Annotated in this window: 16 protein-coding genes and 5 tRNA genes; 12 read left to right on the top strand and 9 right to left on the bottom strand. The window is 41.2% G+C overall.

The window, feature by feature from the left end; all coding sequences use genetic code 11:
- The first annotated feature begins 172 nt into the window (after positions 1-172).
- From RDV63_RS13355 to RDV63_RS13330, 6 genes are all read left to right on the top strand, one after another.
- Positions 173-248, top strand: a tRNA-Lys gene (locus RDV63_RS13355).
- A gap of 24 nt (positions 249-272) precedes the next feature.
- A tRNA-Lys gene (locus tag RDV63_RS13350) sits at positions 273-348 on the top strand.
- A gap of 17 nt (positions 349-365) precedes the next feature.
- Positions 366-441 (top strand) — tRNA-Lys (locus tag RDV63_RS13345).
- 21 nt (positions 442-462) lie between these two features.
- Positions 463-538: transfer RNA gene (locus RDV63_RS13340), tRNA-Lys, on the top strand.
- A gap of 83 nt (positions 539-621) precedes the next feature.
- Positions 622-1,680, top strand: a complete 1,059-nt coding sequence (gene nadA, locus RDV63_RS13335) for a quinolinate synthase NadA (RefSeq protein ID WP_313909998.1) — start codon at positions 622-624, stop codon at positions 1,678-1,680.
- Positions 1,681-1,804: 124 nt separating this feature from the next.
- A tRNA-Ser gene (locus RDV63_RS13330) sits at positions 1,805-1,894 on the top strand.
- Between the two features lie 269 nt (positions 1,895-2,163).
- Here RDV63_RS13330 and RDV63_RS13325 read toward each other — a convergent pair.
- Positions 2,164-2,883: a 2OG-Fe(II) oxygenase gene (locus RDV63_RS13325; protein ID WP_313909997.1), complete on the bottom strand. Its 720-nt coding sequence runs from the start codon at positions 2,881-2,883 to the stop codon at positions 2,164-2,166.
- A 184-nt stretch (positions 2,884-3,067) separates the two neighbouring features.
- Here RDV63_RS13325 and RDV63_RS13320 point away from each other — a divergent pair, with 184 nt between their 5' ends.
- On the top strand, positions 3,068-3,637 hold the full coding sequence (locus tag RDV63_RS13320; RefSeq protein ID WP_313909996.1) for a hypothetical protein: 570 nt from the start codon (positions 3,068-3,070) through the stop codon (positions 3,635-3,637).
- A gap of 133 nt (positions 3,638-3,770) precedes the next feature.
- On the opposite strand, the gene RDV63_RS13315 is transcribed toward RDV63_RS13320, so the two are convergent.
- Entirely contained in the window at positions 3,771-4,328 is a 558-nt protein-coding gene (locus RDV63_RS13315) for a DUF3617 domain-containing protein (RefSeq protein ID WP_313909995.1), read from the bottom strand.
- A 271-nt stretch (positions 4,329-4,599) separates the two neighbouring features.
- Between RDV63_RS13315 and RDV63_RS13310 the strand changes: the two genes are divergently transcribed.
- Positions 4,600-4,788: a hypothetical protein gene (locus tag RDV63_RS13310; RefSeq protein ID WP_313909994.1), complete on the top strand. Its 189-nt coding sequence runs from the start codon at positions 4,600-4,602 to the stop codon at positions 4,786-4,788.
- Between the two features lie 81 nt (positions 4,789-4,869).
- A complete protein-coding gene (locus RDV63_RS13305; protein WP_313909993.1) occupies positions 4,870-5,592 on the top strand; it encodes a DUF445 domain-containing protein in 723 nt (240 codons plus the stop codon).
- 73 nt (positions 5,593-5,665) lie between these two features.
- Here the strand turns inward: RDV63_RS13305 and RDV63_RS13300 are convergent, their stop codons facing one another.
- Positions 5,666-6,856, bottom strand: a complete 1,191-nt coding sequence (locus tag RDV63_RS13300; protein WP_313909992.1) for a dipeptidase — start codon at positions 6,854-6,856, stop codon at positions 5,666-5,668.
- A gap of 167 nt (positions 6,857-7,023) precedes the next feature.
- Between RDV63_RS13300 and RDV63_RS13295 the strand changes: the two genes are divergently transcribed.
- Positions 7,024-7,437 (top strand): cytochrome b562, encoded by a 414-nt coding sequence (locus RDV63_RS13295; RefSeq protein ID WP_313909991.1) that lies wholly within the window; start codon positions 7,024-7,026, stop codon positions 7,435-7,437.
- A gap of 112 nt (positions 7,438-7,549) precedes the next feature.
- On the top strand, positions 7,550-9,730 hold the full coding sequence (locus RDV63_RS13290) for a M3 family metallopeptidase (protein WP_313909990.1): 2,181 nt from the start codon (positions 7,550-7,552) through the stop codon (positions 9,728-9,730).
- Positions 9,731-9,792: 62 nt separating this feature from the next.
- Here RDV63_RS13290 and RDV63_RS13285 read toward each other — a convergent pair whose 3' ends face one another.
- From RDV63_RS13285 to RDV63_RS13275, 3 genes are all read right to left on the bottom strand, one after another.
- Entirely contained in the window at positions 9,793-10,497 is a 705-nt protein-coding gene (locus RDV63_RS13285; protein ID WP_313909989.1) for a YebC/PmpR family DNA-binding transcriptional regulator, read from the bottom strand.
- Positions 10,498-10,596: 99 nt separating this feature from the next.
- A complete protein-coding gene (locus RDV63_RS13280) occupies positions 10,597-10,971 on the bottom strand; it encodes an MGMT family protein (RefSeq protein WP_313909988.1) in 375 nt (124 codons plus the stop codon).
- 10 nt (positions 10,972-10,981) lie between these two features.
- On the bottom strand, positions 10,982-11,392 hold the full coding sequence (locus RDV63_RS13275) for a YccF domain-containing protein (RefSeq protein WP_313909987.1): 411 nt from the start codon (positions 11,390-11,392) through the stop codon (positions 10,982-10,984).
- Positions 11,393-11,585: 193 nt separating this feature from the next.
- Between RDV63_RS13275 and RDV63_RS13270 the strand changes: the two genes are divergently transcribed.
- Positions 11,586-12,185 (top strand): HAD family hydrolase, encoded by a 600-nt coding sequence (locus tag RDV63_RS13270; RefSeq protein ID WP_313909986.1) that lies wholly within the window; start codon positions 11,586-11,588, stop codon positions 12,183-12,185.
- 35 nt (positions 12,186-12,220) lie between these two features.
- Here the strand turns inward: RDV63_RS13270 and hemH are convergent, their stop codons facing one another.
- The 3 genes from hemH to trpA all read right to left on the bottom strand — a co-directional run bounded on the left by hemH (position 12,221) and on the right by trpA (position 14,984).
- Entirely contained in the window at positions 12,221-13,303 is a 1,083-nt protein-coding gene (hemH, locus tag RDV63_RS13265; protein WP_313909985.1) for a ferrochelatase, read from the bottom strand.
- Positions 13,304-13,538: 235 nt separating this feature from the next.
- A complete protein-coding gene (locus RDV63_RS13260) occupies positions 13,539-14,042 on the bottom strand; it encodes a peptidylprolyl isomerase (RefSeq protein WP_313909984.1) in 504 nt (167 codons plus the stop codon).
- A gap of 141 nt (positions 14,043-14,183) precedes the next feature.
- Complete coding sequence (gene trpA, locus RDV63_RS13255; RefSeq protein WP_313909983.1) at positions 14,184-14,984, bottom strand: tryptophan synthase subunit alpha; 801 nt, start codon at positions 14,982-14,984, stop codon at positions 14,184-14,186.

Here is a 14,984-nt window from a genome sequence, read left to right as displayed (position 1 = left end):
AGAGTTAAATTAGAGAGCTATTTTCTTGCCTCTATATAACATTTTAATCAATTTTGTTAATAATTAACTGCTCAGCGCTGGCATTTTGAGCAGTTAACCTGCTTTGTGCTTATTTTTACCAGTTTTTTCTTGCACTCAAGCCGTAAATCAGTAAGATATGCGTCCGCGGTGAGGGTCATTAGCTCAGCCGGTAGAGCAGTGGACTTTTAATCCATTGGTCGATGGTTCGAATCCATCATGACCCACCAAGCCGCGCAAACATATATCGAAAAGGGTCATTAGCTCAGCCGGTAGAGCAGTGGACTTTTAATCCATTGGTCGATGGTTCGAATCCATCATGACCCACCATTTCGATAACCCTGTTTGGGTCATTAGCTCAGTCGGTAGAGCAGTGGACTTTTAATCCATTGGTCGATGGTTCGAATCCATCATGACCCACCACTTTTTATCACTTTCCTGCATGGGTCATTAGCTCAGTCGGTAGAGCAGTGGACTTTTAATCCATTGGTCGATGGTTCGAATCCATCATGACCCACCATGCATCCTTATCTACTGTCTTTTATTATTGCAAGTCGCTATAATAGCCAGCATTAAAATAGTCATCAATATAGAGTTAGCCCTATGGAACAATCGTCGTATTTCACAGAGCGTGATTTTATTTTTCCTGCAAAACCAAAGCCGCTAAATAGCGATGAAAAGCTTGCGTACAAAGAACGCATTAAAACCTTATTGCAGCAAAAAGACGCTGTATTAGTTGCGCACTATTATACTGATCCTGAAATTCAAGCCTTAGCCGAAGAAACCGGCGGCTGTGTTTCAGACTCGCTAGAAATGGCACGTTTTGGTAATGAACACCCCGCTAGCACCTTAATTGTCGCTGGTGTTAAGTTTATGGGTGAAACGGCTAAAATATTAACGCCAAACAAAACGGTGTTAATGCCAACTCTTGAGGCTAACTGTTCGCTAGACTTAGGTTGCCCAGCTAAACCGTTTTCAGACTTTTGTGATCAACATCCAGATCGCGTGGTGGTTGTTTATGCCAATACGTCAGCAGCCGTAAAAGCACGTGCAGACTGGGTAGTCACCTCGTCTATCGCCTTAGATGTTGTAGATTATCTAGATAGCCAAGGCAAAAAAATTATCTGGGGACCAGATAAGCATCTAGGCCATTATGTGCAAAAGCAAACAGGCGCTGACATGTTGTTATGGGACGCCGCTTGTATTGTGCACGACGAATTCAAAGCCAACGCGCTTATAGAGCTTAAAAAGCAGTATCCTGAAGCGGCGGTGCTTGTTCACCCTGAATCGCCTGACAACGTGGTACAGCTAGCAGATGCGGTAGGTTCAACTAGCCAATTAATAAAAGCTAGCCAAACTTTACCTAACGACACTTTTATTGTGGCAACCGACAAAGGCATTTTCTACAAAATGCAGCAACAAATGCCGAATAAAACCTTTATCGAAGCCCCAACCGGTGGCAACGGCGCAACATGCCGTAGCTGTGCTCACTGCCCGTGGATGGCAATGAACGGCTTAAAGTCAATTGAATCAGCTTTAGTAGACGCAACCGGACATGAAATCTTTGTCGATGCCGATATTCGAGAAAAAGCCTTAGTGCCTTTAAATAGAATGTTAAACTTCGCTAAAGAGTTAAACATGAAAGTAAAAGGCAACGCTTAGTTTTTGCGTACCAAAAGCGCTGAAAAAGCCAGCGATAGTAAGCTTTTTCAGCCGGTTAAACCGGATAATACTTGCAGCAACAGCATATTTTATCTAGTATAGCCGCGCTTGTGATCCAAGCACCGGAGAAATGGCTGAGTGGCTGAAGGCGCACGCCTGGAAAGTGTGTTTAGGTTAACCCCTAACGAGAGTTCGAATCTCTCTTTCTCCGCCATCTTAAACAACAAAGCCCACGCTATAAGCGTGGGCTTTGTTGTTTAAAGCGCAGAAACGAGAACTTGGTTCGAACTCTGTAGTTCGACCAATTCGTCAGGAACGAATTGGCACGCACTTTAGTGCGGCCCGAAGGGTGTAGGGCAGGAAGCCCGAAACAATCTCTCCAGCAATTTACACCTTAGGCTAACGAAGCAAAAGCGTGGGCTTTGTTGTTTAATGCGCAGAAACGAGAACTTGGTTAGAACCCTATGTTCGACAATTAAATAATCACTCAGACCAATACCAACTAGTAACGTTATAGCGATACAGTTGGTATTGCGTAGTTGCTACTGGCTTCACCCAATGCTCTGAGCCTGCAGAGGATGGGTCAAACAACACACAGCGGTTGTACAACGGCGCGATCTTAATAGGGCAGTTATTCGTGCCTTTAAAAACCAATTCACCACCGTTATTTTCGTGGTTGCTGTGCCAATGTTTATTTAAATATAACAGCATGCATACTTCTCGCCCTGGCGAGTCATCGGCGTGTAGGTTTACAAAGTCGGTTGCGGCTAAGCGAAAATAATTGGTATTAATCGCCGGGTTAGCCACGTTAATATCGGTTAAATGCACTTTAAAAATTTTTGATAACAACGCCATAAATTCAACACTACGTAAATATGCTAAAAATTCACTGGCGCTATTGTTTAAAGCAATAGCCGCAGAAGTGTTATCAGAACTTGGCGCAGTGCGTTGCCAAATATCTCGCTGGACAAAACGTTGCTTGCTGCTGGTTTTTTGCCACTTAGTGTTATCGACATATAAAGCAGAGTAGCTGTGCCGCTGGGTTTGCCATTGGTTATCTTGCTGTAAAACACTAATAACTTGCTGCAACTTTATGTTATCAAATAAATTATCAATAACCACATGGTTAGGGCGAGCGCACAGTAGTGCCTTGCGATAGCTGCGTATCGCCGCATCGGTAATATGCTCTGTATTTAGCCACATAGTAACGGCTCACTTATTGGGGAGATAATGCATTAAAGACATGACTATACAATATGTTATCTGTATTTATTAAATGGTTATTAGTAATACTTACTATTTATCTTTCACGCTTTTAACTTGTAACGTTTTAAAGTACTATCAGCGGCTTAATGTTAACGGTGTTAATTTAAGGTGTGGGTTGCTAATGTGTAAAGTTGTAATGGCGGGGTTGATCATTTTTGGTGCTTTAGTTGCAAGCCCTGCTGAGGCTGTATTTGCCGATACTGAAAAAGTGTTTTCAGTATTTACCGAGCACGCAGATAAAGCTGAAACGTCTGGTTTTGCATTAGGGTTACGCAAAGTAGATCGAAACGATCTATATATGCAATTTGGTTTAAGTTATCAGCGTATTACTTTGAAGCAGCAACCGGCTGACTATTCTGAAGGCCGTATAAGGCCAGTATTTTTATATGCACGATTGGGTATGGACTGGTGGCTTAGTCCTTATTTTCAGGCTGGTTTTGACTTAAGTGGCAGCCTGTTGGAATGGATTGAAAATGACAGTAATAGCAACAACTGTTGCCATGGAATGGCCAAAGTAGGGCTTGAGCTTAAATTGCAGCCGAATATCCGGCTTGATTTTTACGGCAATTATTATAACTTGCAATATCAGAGTTTTTACCCGAATTCACTGCCAATTGATTATCAAGTGAATGGTGACAATAAGCGGTTTAGCCGCACTACGATTGGTGCGCAGTTGTCATTGCTATTTTAATATTTACGATAGCTTTTTAGACAACTATAGAGCGTTAGCTGCACGGTAAGATAAAACAATAGAAGTAAATGCCGATAGAATCTCGTTATCAGCATTTTTTATGGCAGGCTTTAACTATAAGTAGCGCTAAAAATTAACCGCAATCTGCTTTAAGCCATTTACCACTTTGTTGCATGGTCATTTGCTCTGCTTTACCATTTAGCTGGGTGGTAAAGTTGGCATTGCCGGTATAGGCTTTGCGGCCATCTAAAGTCATAACACCACTGCCGCTACTGGGAGGGTTGGTGTCGCAACTAAAAGTGAAGCTGTAGCTGTTGGCGCTAGTTTGTTTGACATTTTGTTTGCAGCCCTCTTGTTGTGGCATCTGACCGCGGTCAATATCTTGCTGAGTTAAACAAACCTGAACTGAGGTGTTTTTAAAATCAAAAGAAACACCTTGGCTAGCCATCATTTTTTTCATCATGTCGCGTTGAGCAGCTGGTATATTAGCTAGTGTTTGTTCCATTTTTTGCATTGTGCGTTCTAGTTCACCACTCTCAGTTTTAATGCTGAAATTATATTGCCATAAGCCTGGCTCAATATTTATTTTTGTAGCTTCAGTTTCAGCTGTAGCTGTAAAGCTTGTAGACAGCGCAGTTATAAGTAAGGCGCTGGTAATAACAAAAGGTAACTGTGCTTTATTAGTGTGCATAATAAGCCTCCTTGGCAATTATATTAAGCAGTGAAAATGTCAAACTGCAAGCATAGGCGTTAATAGCGTAAACTGCAAAGTGCTTGTATGGCTACTTGTGGTCAGTTTTTTATAGAATAGGTTTTGGTCAAATATAAACCCGCTTAAAGGCAACTAGTCTGATGACCAGTTCAGTTTCAGGTCAGTTTGTGCAGTCTATGCTAATCTTAAATAGCGAACAGCTAAGATATTTTAACTGGGCGCCACTTTATCGGGTCACAAGGAGTCTATTATGAGTGCCGTTAAACCTAGTCATATTCAGCAACAACGGTTTTTCTTTCAGCAGCAAAAAGCTTTTGCTTTAACTGAGCAAGAGCATCAAGCTTTAAGCTTTGTTTGGGCTGAGCAAGATGCAGATGAACCCCTGCTATCGTATCAGGAAGTGGAAACTGCACATTGTGCTGAGCTAGGATATAACTAGTTAATAGTACAAGGCTTGCTAGTAGGGGCTGGGCTGATTAAAATCAGCACCAAATCATTTTGGTGTTGAGAGCTAATTAGCATGAGTGAAAAAAGTCGCCTAAATAAAAACATAGTAACCAATTTACTGGCATTAATTGTAATGTTAGTTGGCTGGCATTGGCAGCAACCTATTGTATTAAGTGTTGGTTTGTTTGCATTGTCTGGTGCCTTAACTAATTGGTTAGCTGTACATATGTTGTTTGAAAAAGTGCCACTTTTATATGGCTCAGGTGTTATTTTAATCCGCTTTGATCAGTTTAAAGCTGGTATTCAGCAGTTAATAATGCAACAGTTTTTTAACGCTGATAATATTCAGCGTTTTATGCAGCAGCAAACAGACTTTATGCCGCTTGATTTGCAGCCGGTAATAGAGCAAACCGATTTATCACCCGCTTTTGATTCGTTAGTGAATGTTGTAGAGCAGTCTTCATTTGGCAGTATGCTGGCCATGTTTGGTGGCACAGAAGCACTATTACCTTTGAAACAGCCTTTTATAGTTAAATTAAAAGCCGCCTTAGCTGATGTTGCACAAAGTGCTGACTTTAAGCAGTTAGTGTTGGCACAACTTAATAAGCCAGAGCAAAGCCAAGAGTTACAACAGCAAGTACAAACCATAGTGGAAAGCCGGTTACAGGAATTAACCCCTGAGCTAGTTAAAGATATTATGCAAAGTATTATTCGTCAGCATTTAGGCTGGCTAGTGGTATGGGGCGGTTTTTTTGGTGGTGTAATAGGTTTAATTGCAGCTCTAATTCAACACTAAATAATTGTTTAACCTAGTGCACGGCTAAGTTTATTAGGCTTAACCGTGTAGCTAGGTTATTTAATGCTTTAAATTACTTTTGTGCAGCAGCATAAGCTTCTACTTGGCGCCACACTCGCAAAAAGTTACCAGATAATATTTTTTCAATATCCGCTTCGCTATAACCACGGCCTAATAAGCCCGCAATTAAAGTAGGATAGGTAGAGACATCTTTTAAGCCTTCAGGTAGTGAGTCACCTACACCATCATAATCAGAGCCAATTCCTACATAATCAATACCTACTAATTTAACTATATGATCAATATGATCTAATACATTATCTAAGTTGGCAAATGGGTAAGGGTTTTCTGCCTTAAACTTAGCGGCAAAATCTCTATCATTCGCAACACCAGCTTTTTTAGCGGCTGCTGCACGTAAAGCACCATATTGGTTAGCTTGATGAGTGACAAAGGAAGAGCCAAAGTTGACTTGAATAACACCGCCATTTTTAGCTAGGGCTTTAATCATTTTATCATCCATGTTGCGCTCAAAGCCCGGTGTAAAGTGGCGTGCAGAAGAGTGTGAGGCGATAACAGGGACTTTACTAATAGCGACAGCTTGGTAAAACGCATCGTCAGATACATGTGAGATATCCACCATCATGCCAATATTATTCATGGCAGCTATTAGCTCTTTACCAAAGGGACTTAAGCCTTGCCATTGATGGTTAGAGTCATAGCTGGAATCAGAGATATGGTTACTTTTAGAGTGAGCTAAAGTGATATAGCGTACGCCGCGGTCATAAAAATGTTGCAGGTTTTCTAGTTTGCCTTCAATAGGCGTGCCGTTTTCTATACCAAGAGCTAAGGAAATTTTACCGCTACCAAATTGGGCAATAACATCTTTACTGTCAGGGGCCATTGCAAATTTGTGAGGTGCGCGGCCAACTAGCGCCTCCATGCTATCAATTAATTGATTGGCTAGCTGAAAACTACCACCGCTTTCTTCATAAGAAGCTGGAATGTAAATAGACATAAAAGGCACGTTTAAGCCGCCTTGTATGGCTCTGTAAAAATCGAAGTCACCAATTTCAGTGGCTTGGCTCATATCTTCCCATCTATTGTATATACGGTAAGGCACATCAATATGGGTATCGATAATAATGTGCTTTTGCGCCAATTGCATAGCTTTGGTTTCATAGTCCACTACTGAAGGTTTGCTGCTACAAGCGGCAAGGCTTAATACAATCGCACTAGCGAGAGTCGATTTAATCAATTTATTCATAATATGTCTCAGTTAGGGGCAGGCTCTAATTGTGTACATATTACGCTATCTGGCGCAAGTAAAGTAAGACCAATAGCAGATAACTTGCTGTAGATTAATAAGGGGGTTACTGCGTTAATGGGCTTAAATCGGTATACTAATAGCTGAATATTTTTAGAGACTTTAATATGAAAACACGATTTAGCTTAAGCCGTTTTAGTGGCGTTAGTGGTATCGCCCTAAGCGTTTTATTGTCATTTAATCTTGCAGCGGCAACCGTTGATTTAGAAAAAACCATGAAAGAAATGGCTTTTCAATATAAAAAAGCGCATGAAGCAACAACGATAGTACAACTGACGCCGCATATTGAAAATTTAAAACTATTAACTCAAACCTCATTAACCGCGGAATTCCCTGAAGATAAAGCGGATAAGTTTAAGCAAGGCTTAGAGCTCGTATTACAGGAATTAACAGCTGCAGAGCACGCCCTAGTCGCGCAAGATTTTAGTGCAGCGAAACAGCATTTAAAGGCGGTTGATAAATTACGTAAGCAATATCACAAGCACCGCAAAGTCAGCATTTGGCAACTTTTATTTGGTTAATACTAAGCCTAAAACTTGGTTTTCTAAGTTGAGCAAGGTAGTCTGTTTTGCAACAAAGTCATATTGTATTAAATAAGCACTATCTCTTAATTAACCTAGCTTGGAGCAACGCATGAAATCTTTGCCACTATGGGTAACAACAGCCATTCTTTCGGTAGGCTTAGTTGGCTGTAATAATGCCACAGTACCTAACACTGAAAAAACAGCAATAGCTGCCGCCACTTCAGAAATTCGCCAAAATAATACACTATTACAACCTTGGACAGGTCCATATCAAGGGGTACCGGCTTTTGACAAAATGTCATTAGCTGATTTAAAACCAGCATTAGAATTTGGTATGCAGCAACAACTAGCTGAAATTGATGCTATTACCAATAATCCTGAAGCGGCTAACTTTGAAAATACTATTGTCGCTTTAGAAAAAGCAGGTGAAGATTTAAGCCGAGTTTTTAGATATTACGGAATTTGGAGTTCTAATAAATCTTCAGCAGAATTTAGAGCCATTCAAAAAGAAATAGCGCCTAAATTATCGGCTTTCTCTTCTAAAATTACCCAAAATGAAGCTTTGTTTAAGCGGGTAGAAGCCGTTTATAATTCTGATGAATATAAAAAGCTTACCTCAGAGCAACAGCGTCTTACCCATTTAGTTTACTTAGGCTTTGCCAATAATGGTGCAACCTTAGACGCTGAGAAAAAACAGCGTTATGCTGAAATTAACCAGCGTTTAGCCCAATTACATACGGCATTTTCTAGTAATATTTTAGCTGATGAAGAAGGTTATGTGTTGTATTTAACCGAAGATCAGCTAGATGGTTTACCGCAATCTTATATTAATGGTGCCGCTTCTGCAGCTAAGTCACGTGGTAAAGAAGGCATGTATGCAGTTTTGAATACGCGTTCCTCTATGGACCCATTTTTAACCTATTCAACAGATCGTGCTTTACGTGAAAAGGTATGGAATACCTATTACAGCCGTGGTGATAATGGCGATGAACATGATAATAATGCGCTTATTACTGAAATTTTAACTTTACGTGATGAGCGTGTTGGCTTATTAGGCTTTGATAATTACGCTACTTGGCGCTTGCAAGATAGAATGGCTAAAAAGCCAAGCAATGCTATGAACTTAATGATGTCGGTATGGCCTGCTGCTATTGCTAGGGTTGAAGAAGAAGTTGCCGATATGCAAGCTTTAGCCGATAGCTTAGGTGATGATATTAAAATTGCGCCTTGGGATTATCGCTATTACGCTGAAAAAGTGCGTAAAGAAAAGTATGACCTAGATTCTAATGAAGTTAAGCAATATTTACAGCTAGATAAGCTGCGTGAAGCCATGTTCTATGTCGCTGGCCGTTTATTTAACTTTAACTTTACGCCTGTGCCAGAAGGCAGTGTGCCTGTGTTTCATGAAGACGTGAAAGTGTGGCATGTCACCGATAAAACCACAGGCGAAGAAATAGGCTTATGGTATTTAGATCCTTTTGCTCGCCAAGGTAAACGCTCAGGCGCTTGGGCGACGAGTTATCGTGGATACAGCACCTATGATGGTCAGAAAAATGTGCTGTCATCCAATAACTCTAACTTTATGAAAGGTGCACCAGGTGAAACAGTGTTAATTTCATGGGATGATGCTACTACTTACTTCCATGAGTTTGGCCATGCCTTACATGCTTTATCCGCCAAAGTGACTTACCCCACCTTAAATGGTGGCGTGCGTGACTACACTGAGTTTCAGTCGCAATTATTAGAGCGTTGGTTATTAACGGATGAAGTAATTAATAAATACTTAGTGCACAGTGAAACTGGCAAACCTATGCCAAAAGAGCTGGTAGAAAAAATCAAAAAAGCGGCTACTTTTAATTCGGGCTTTAAAACAACTGAATATTTAGCTTCAGCCATTATTGATTTAAAACTGCATATGTTAGATGACCCTAGCAATGTTGATCCTGACGCTTTTGAGCGTGATACTTTAAATGCCATGAATATGCCAAAAGAAATTGTTATGCGTCACCGTACACCGCAGTTTGGCCATGTCTTCTCAGGTGAAGGTTATGCAGCTGCTTATTATGGCTATATGTGGGCTGAAGTTTTAACCTCAGATGCAGCTGAAGCCTTTGCTGAAGCACCAGGTGGTTTTTACGATAAAGAAGTCGCAGGCAAACTGGTTAAACACTTGTTTAGCGTACGTAACGCGGTAGACCCAGCAGAAGCTTACCGTGCATTCCGTGGTCGTGATGCGACTATTGATGCTTTAATGCGTGATCGTGGTTTTCCTATACCTAAGAAAAAATAATTAGACTAGAAGCAAAAAGGGCTCTTTATTAAGAGCCCTTTTTATTTGCTTTAATCTAAATTCTATTCGGCAATACCGGCATAAACGTGCTGAACGTCGTCATCGGCATCAATAGCGTCTAAAAAAGCTTCTACTTCAGCTAGGGCATCTTCGTCAGTTAAAGTAACTGGATTGTTGGCGCGATAAACTAACCGAGCTGTATTTACGCTAAAGCCAAATTCAGGCAAGGCTTTACTAACTAAGTCTAAATCTGCCGCCTCGGTTAAAAACACCATATCGCCATCATCACCGTCTTCAAAATCTTGAGCGCCAGCTTCAATAGCCGCTAATTCAGCATCGGCATCTGGGCTGGTTGGGGTGGCTTCTATTTGACCTAAATGTTTAAAATCCCAAGATACAGCGCCTGAAGTAGCTAATTGGCCTTTGCGAAATAAAATACGCATACTCATAGCACTACGGTTTTTGTTGTCGGTTAAGCATTCAACAATAACAGGCACTTGATGCGGGGCAAAACCTTCATAAACTACGGTTTCATAATTAGCTGGGCCATCTAATAAACCGGCGCCTTTTTTAATGGCTCGCTCTAGGGTTTCTTTTGGCATTGAAGCTTTTTTAGCGGTTTCAATGGCCGATCGTAATTTGGCATTCATATCAGGATCGGCGCCATTACGTGCAGCAACAGCGATTTCTTTTGCCAACTTAGTAAATATACGGCCTTTTGCATTAGCAGCGTCTTGCTTATGCTTGGCTTTCCATTGTGCACCCATAATTATGTCCTATTTGTTACGCTTATCATTAGTAGGGCGCTAGTCTAGCGAAAAGCAGGCTTTTATGGCAATAAAAATCCATAGCCTTGGTCGATTTAATTAAAATTGTAGTTGATACATTATTTCAGCTAAATCAGGTTGCCAATAATAGCTTTTTTTAACGCGATTATTCACTACAAGCACGCCTTCAGCTAACAGTAATTGGTGTTGGCTAATAGCATTAGGGCTGCCAGCAGGAAATGCGAGTTGCCGGTCGCTGCGGATAACTCTATACCAAGGTATTGCCAGCTCTGCTGGGGCTTGGCCTAAGGCCTTACCGACCAAACGTGCTCGGCCAGGTAAACCGGCTAAATCTGCAATTTGACCATAGCTGGCAACGTTACCTTTAGGGATCTGCAGCACAGTTTGCCAAATGCGCTGGTATTTCTGCGCTGTAGTTAAGGGAGTTGTTACCTTGGTTTGCTTAAATACCATGCTTTAGCCTTTAAACTCGTTTTGTGACTATAGTTTTACCAACAGGAGCTAGTGTTAACATGGCTAATTTAATATGTTGAATGCCAAAAGGAATGCCAATAATGGTTAAAAAACACGCCAATGCCGAACCTAAATGGCCAATAGCCAACCAAATACCAAAGATTACAAACCAAATAACATTACCAATAGTGCCTAAGGTACCAGTACCAATATCATGACGTTGGTTTACATAACTACGATCTATCGCCTCTTGGCCAAAGGGCCAAAAAGCCATTTCACCAATAACAAAGCAAGAGCGTCCATATGGAATACCAATAATACTAATAAAGCATAAAATACCGATAAACCACCACATTAAGCCCATAAACAAGCCGCCTAAAATAAACCAAAGTAAGTTAAAAAGTAATCTAAATAAGCCCATAGTCTGCTCCATTAATTGTTTTGCTTAATTAAAGCATAAATAAGGCAAAAGTTGCGCCATAATTTTATTGTTATAAATCAGTTGGTTATGTATTTTGTGGATTTTGGGTTGTGCTATTTAGACCTACAATTAGTAGAATTAACCAATTTTACTAAAGATAGCATTACTGATAGGGAATTGTTTAGGTGAGAATTTGGATATTAAGCAAATACAACAACAAATTAAGGCAGTAGCTTTCGATTTGGATGGCACCTTAGTTGATTCAGCATTAGACTTTGCTGCGATTTGCCAAGATATTGGTTGGCCAGTTGGCACGCCCTTGCTAGAGCGGCTAGCCCAAACCGAAGATCCTAAGCTTTATCAAACCGCATTAGATGTTATTTATCAGCACGAAATGGCGGGTGCGGCTTTAGCAAGGTGGATCCCAGGTGCAGAAGAATGTTTACAAGCGCTTATTTCTGCCAATATACCCTTAGCATTATTTACGCGTAATATGCGCCAAGCAACCGAGCTAACCATGCAACGTCTGGCCATACCTATTGAGCTAGTAGTAACACGAGATGATTTTATTGCTAAGCCCGATCCTGCAGGCTTATTACATATAGCACAGCAGTTGCAGCTAGCCCCAGAGCAGATCTTGTATGTGGGCGATTATATTTATGACTTACAAGCGGCCGCGAATGCCGGCATGCCATCTTGTTTATATCTAAATAGTACTAACCACCATTTTAGCGCAGAAGCCACTTGGACTATTGCACACTTTGACCAGCTTAGAGCGGCATTTACAGCTTAGCTTGTGCTTAATTGCGGTTACTTAGCAGAGTTAACTTAATAATTTTTATCATCAGCGACTTGCTTAGCACGCTGTGCTCGGCTTAAGTCTGGGCTAAAGTACCAGCCTTGAATATTGTCATTAATTAATTGATATAACGCATCAATATGCTCAGGCTCGGCATTTAGGGCGCTAATATATTCATAGCGCTGGCCACCTGCTTGTAAAAAGTATTCTTTATTTTCTTCTGCTATTTCTTCTAGCGTTTCTAAGCAGTCAGCAGAGAAGCCAGGGCAAAATATTTGCACGGCGTTAACGCCTGTAGCGGGTAAGCTTTTTAAGGTTTCATCGGTATAAGGCTTTAACCATTCTTCACGGCCAAACCGTGACTGAAAGGTAGTGAGATATTGTTCGGCGCTAAGGCCTAATTGCTCGGCAATTAAACGCGAGGTTTTATAACATTGGCAGTGGTAAGGATCGCCATTAGTTAAGTAGCGCTTAGGAATACCATGATAAGAAAAAATAAGCTTGTCAGCTTTGCCATGTTGCTGCCAGTGGCGTTGAATAAGGGCTGCAGCAGCGGCAATAAAGGGCTTATAATCAGCATAGTGTGAAACAAAACGCAGGTCGGGTAGCCAGCGGCGCTTAACAAAATTTTCGGCGATAGCGTCAAAAGTAGAAGCCGAGGTAGAGGCTGAGTATTGTGGATATAACGGCAGTACCACTAATTTACGCACGCCTTGTTTAAACATGTTATCTAATACCGACTCTATGCTCGGATTACCATAACGCATAGCAAAATCAACCACGACATCATCACGCCCCGCTTGAGAAAACTTAGCGGCAAGTGCCTCTGCTTGAGCTTGAGTATGAAATAATAATGGCGAGCCTTGTTCGGTAAATACGGTGGCATAAGCCTTAGCCGAGCGCTTTGGCCGTATTTGTAAAATAACGCAATTTAAGACCAACCACCAAATTGACCTAGGCACCTCAACTACCCGAGGATCCGATAAAAATTGCTTTAAATAGCGTTTTAAGGCCGGTTTAGTCGGCGCATCTGGTGTGCCTAAATTGGTGATTAAAACGCCTACTTTATCGGGCTGCTGATGATCGAACTGAGTGGTATTAATATAGCGCATAGTAATTATTAGACTCTTGTTAAAGTAAACTGCTATTTACTTAAGCTAGCAGATAAAAAACCAAAATATGAGGCTTGATAAAATAGAATACTTACACAGTACGTTTAAACTGGCCAAAAGTTTACTGAATAAATAATTACCATGATCTTAACAGTTTAAGCTTGGGATAAGTATGCTCTAGAACAAGACAACACTATGAAATGAACTTTCATAGTGTTGTAAGGCTATTTTACTTTTAGTGATTATGGCCGCCTTCACCGTGGGCATGGCCATGGGCTAGTTCTTCTGTGGTGGCTGGGCGTACAGAAGTAATATTGATTAAAAAGTTTAAGCTTTTGCCGGCTAGCGGGTGATTAGTATCAACATCGGCTTTAAACATACCCATTTTTACAATTGTCACTTGGCGTTGGCCATGCTCGGTTTGCACCACCGCAGTCATACCCACTTTCCATTTTTTTGCGCCCATTAAGTGTTTTACTTGGACACTTTGTATGGCATTTTCATCACGCTCACCATAGGCTTGCTCAGGTGTTAAATTAATATCTAACTCATCACCTGCTTGCTTACCTTCCATGGCTTGCTCTAATGCGGCCAACATTTGTTGGTGGCCGTGTAAATACAATAAAGGACCATCACTGTTAGATTTTTTGTTCGAGTTTTCTAATTCAACTTTCTGGCCTGAGGTAATATCAGATAAGACATAGTGGAATTGAACGACGGTATCTTTGCTAATTTGCATAATGTGCTCTGCTAATAATAAAAAGCCTATTATCCCGCTGTTAATGGCAAAGGTCGATAGCTTTTATAAAAGGAATTTTAAGCTAGGTTAAAAGTGCGGCTTAAACAGGTTTAAGCCGCGTTTTTAAATTAGCCGCCTAAACTAGGTTGCCGCTTTCATGCTGCTAACAAATTGCTGTAAGGCTAAGCGTAATTCGGCAGGTTGCTGTTGATGTTGCTCAATGAGTTTGACAATAGCCGAGCCAGAAATCGCACCCGCTGCGCCGCTGTTAAGTGCCGCTTTAACATGCGCTGGAGTAGAAATACCAAAGCCCAGTAACGGCGGAGCAGGGTTATAACTGCGTATCCGGGTTATAAGTTCATCTGTAGGCATAGCGGCTACCGTTTCAGTGCCAGTGACACCAGCGCGGCTAAGTAAATAGGTATAGCCACGACCATAAGAGGCAATTTGCCGTAAGTCTTCATCGTCAATATTAGGCGGCACTATATAAATTGGTGCTATATTGTGCTTAATCGCTGCTTGGCGAAAACGCTTACTTTCATGCAAAGGCACATCGGCAATCAGCACTGAGTCAACACCGGCCGCTGCGGCTTGGCTATAAAAGTTATCAATGCCACGGGCCATAACTAAATTAGAATACAGTAATAAACCAATAGGGATATTCGGGCTGTAGGCGCGTACCTTAGCGATAATATCAAAACACATTGCGGGCGTAACACCTGCGGCTAACGCACGAATATTGGCGCTTTGAATAGTTGGGCCATCGGCAATAGGATCAGAAAAGGGGATGCCTAGCTCTAAGGCATCGGCACCGGCATCAATTAAGGTTTTAATTATCTCAAAAGATAAATCTGGGCTAGGATCACCAATAGTAATAAAAGGCACAAAGGCGCCTTGCTGTTGTTTATTTAATTGATCAAACATCTGCTGGTAACGCTTCAT

The organism is Rheinheimera sp. MMS21-TC3 (assembly GCF_032229285.1).
In the GTDB taxonomy this organism is placed as follows: domain Bacteria; phylum Pseudomonadota; class Gammaproteobacteria; order Enterobacterales; family Alteromonadaceae; genus Alishewanella.
This window is presented reverse-complemented; position numbering and strand designations above follow the sequence as displayed.

Bases quoted from the DNA above. Each gene is read 5' to 3' on its own strand.
- nadA (WP_313909998.1), top strand. From the start codon at position 622: ATGGAACAATCGTCGTATTTCACAGAGCGTGATTTTATTTTTCCTGCA.
- RDV63_RS13325 (WP_313909997.1), bottom strand. From the start codon at position 2,883: ATGTGGCTAAATACAGAGCATATTACCGATGCGGCGATACGCAGCTAT.
- RDV63_RS13320 (WP_313909996.1), top strand. From the start codon at position 3,068: ATGTGTAAAGTTGTAATGGCGGGGTTGATCATTTTTGGTGCTTTAGTT.
- RDV63_RS13315 (WP_313909995.1), bottom strand. From the start codon at position 4,328: ATGCACACTAATAAAGCACAGTTACCTTTTGTTATTACCAGCGCCTTA.
- RDV63_RS13310 (WP_313909994.1), top strand. From the start codon at position 4,600: ATGAGTGCCGTTAAACCTAGTCATATTCAGCAACAACGGTTTTTCTTT.
- RDV63_RS13305 (WP_313909993.1), top strand. From the start codon at position 4,870: ATGAGTGAAAAAAGTCGCCTAAATAAAAACATAGTAACCAATTTACTG.
- RDV63_RS13300 (WP_313909992.1), bottom strand. From the start codon at position 6,856: ATGAATAAATTGATTAAATCGACTCTCGCTAGTGCGATTGTATTAAGC.
- RDV63_RS13295 (WP_313909991.1), top strand. From the start codon at position 7,024: ATGAAAACACGATTTAGCTTAAGCCGTTTTAGTGGCGTTAGTGGTATC.
- RDV63_RS13290 (WP_313909990.1), top strand. From the start codon at position 7,550: ATGAAATCTTTGCCACTATGGGTAACAACAGCCATTCTTTCGGTAGGC.
- RDV63_RS13285 (WP_313909989.1), bottom strand. From the start codon at position 10,497: ATGGGTGCACAATGGAAAGCCAAGCATAAGCAAGACGCTGCTAATGCA.
- RDV63_RS13280 (WP_313909988.1), bottom strand. From the start codon at position 10,971: ATGGTATTTAAGCAAACCAAGGTAACAACTCCCTTAACTACAGCGCAG.
- RDV63_RS13275 (WP_313909987.1), bottom strand. From the start codon at position 11,392: ATGGGCTTATTTAGATTACTTTTTAACTTACTTTGGTTTATTTTAGGC.
- hemH (WP_313909985.1), bottom strand. From the start codon at position 13,303: ATGCGCTATATTAATACCACTCAGTTCGATCATCAGCAGCCCGATAAA.
- RDV63_RS13260 (WP_313909984.1), bottom strand. From the start codon at position 14,042: ATGCAAATTAGCAAAGATACCGTCGTTCAATTCCACTATGTCTTATCT.
- trpA (WP_313909983.1), bottom strand. From the start codon at position 14,984: ATGAAGCGTTACCAGCAGATGTTTGATCAATTAAATAAACAACAGCAA.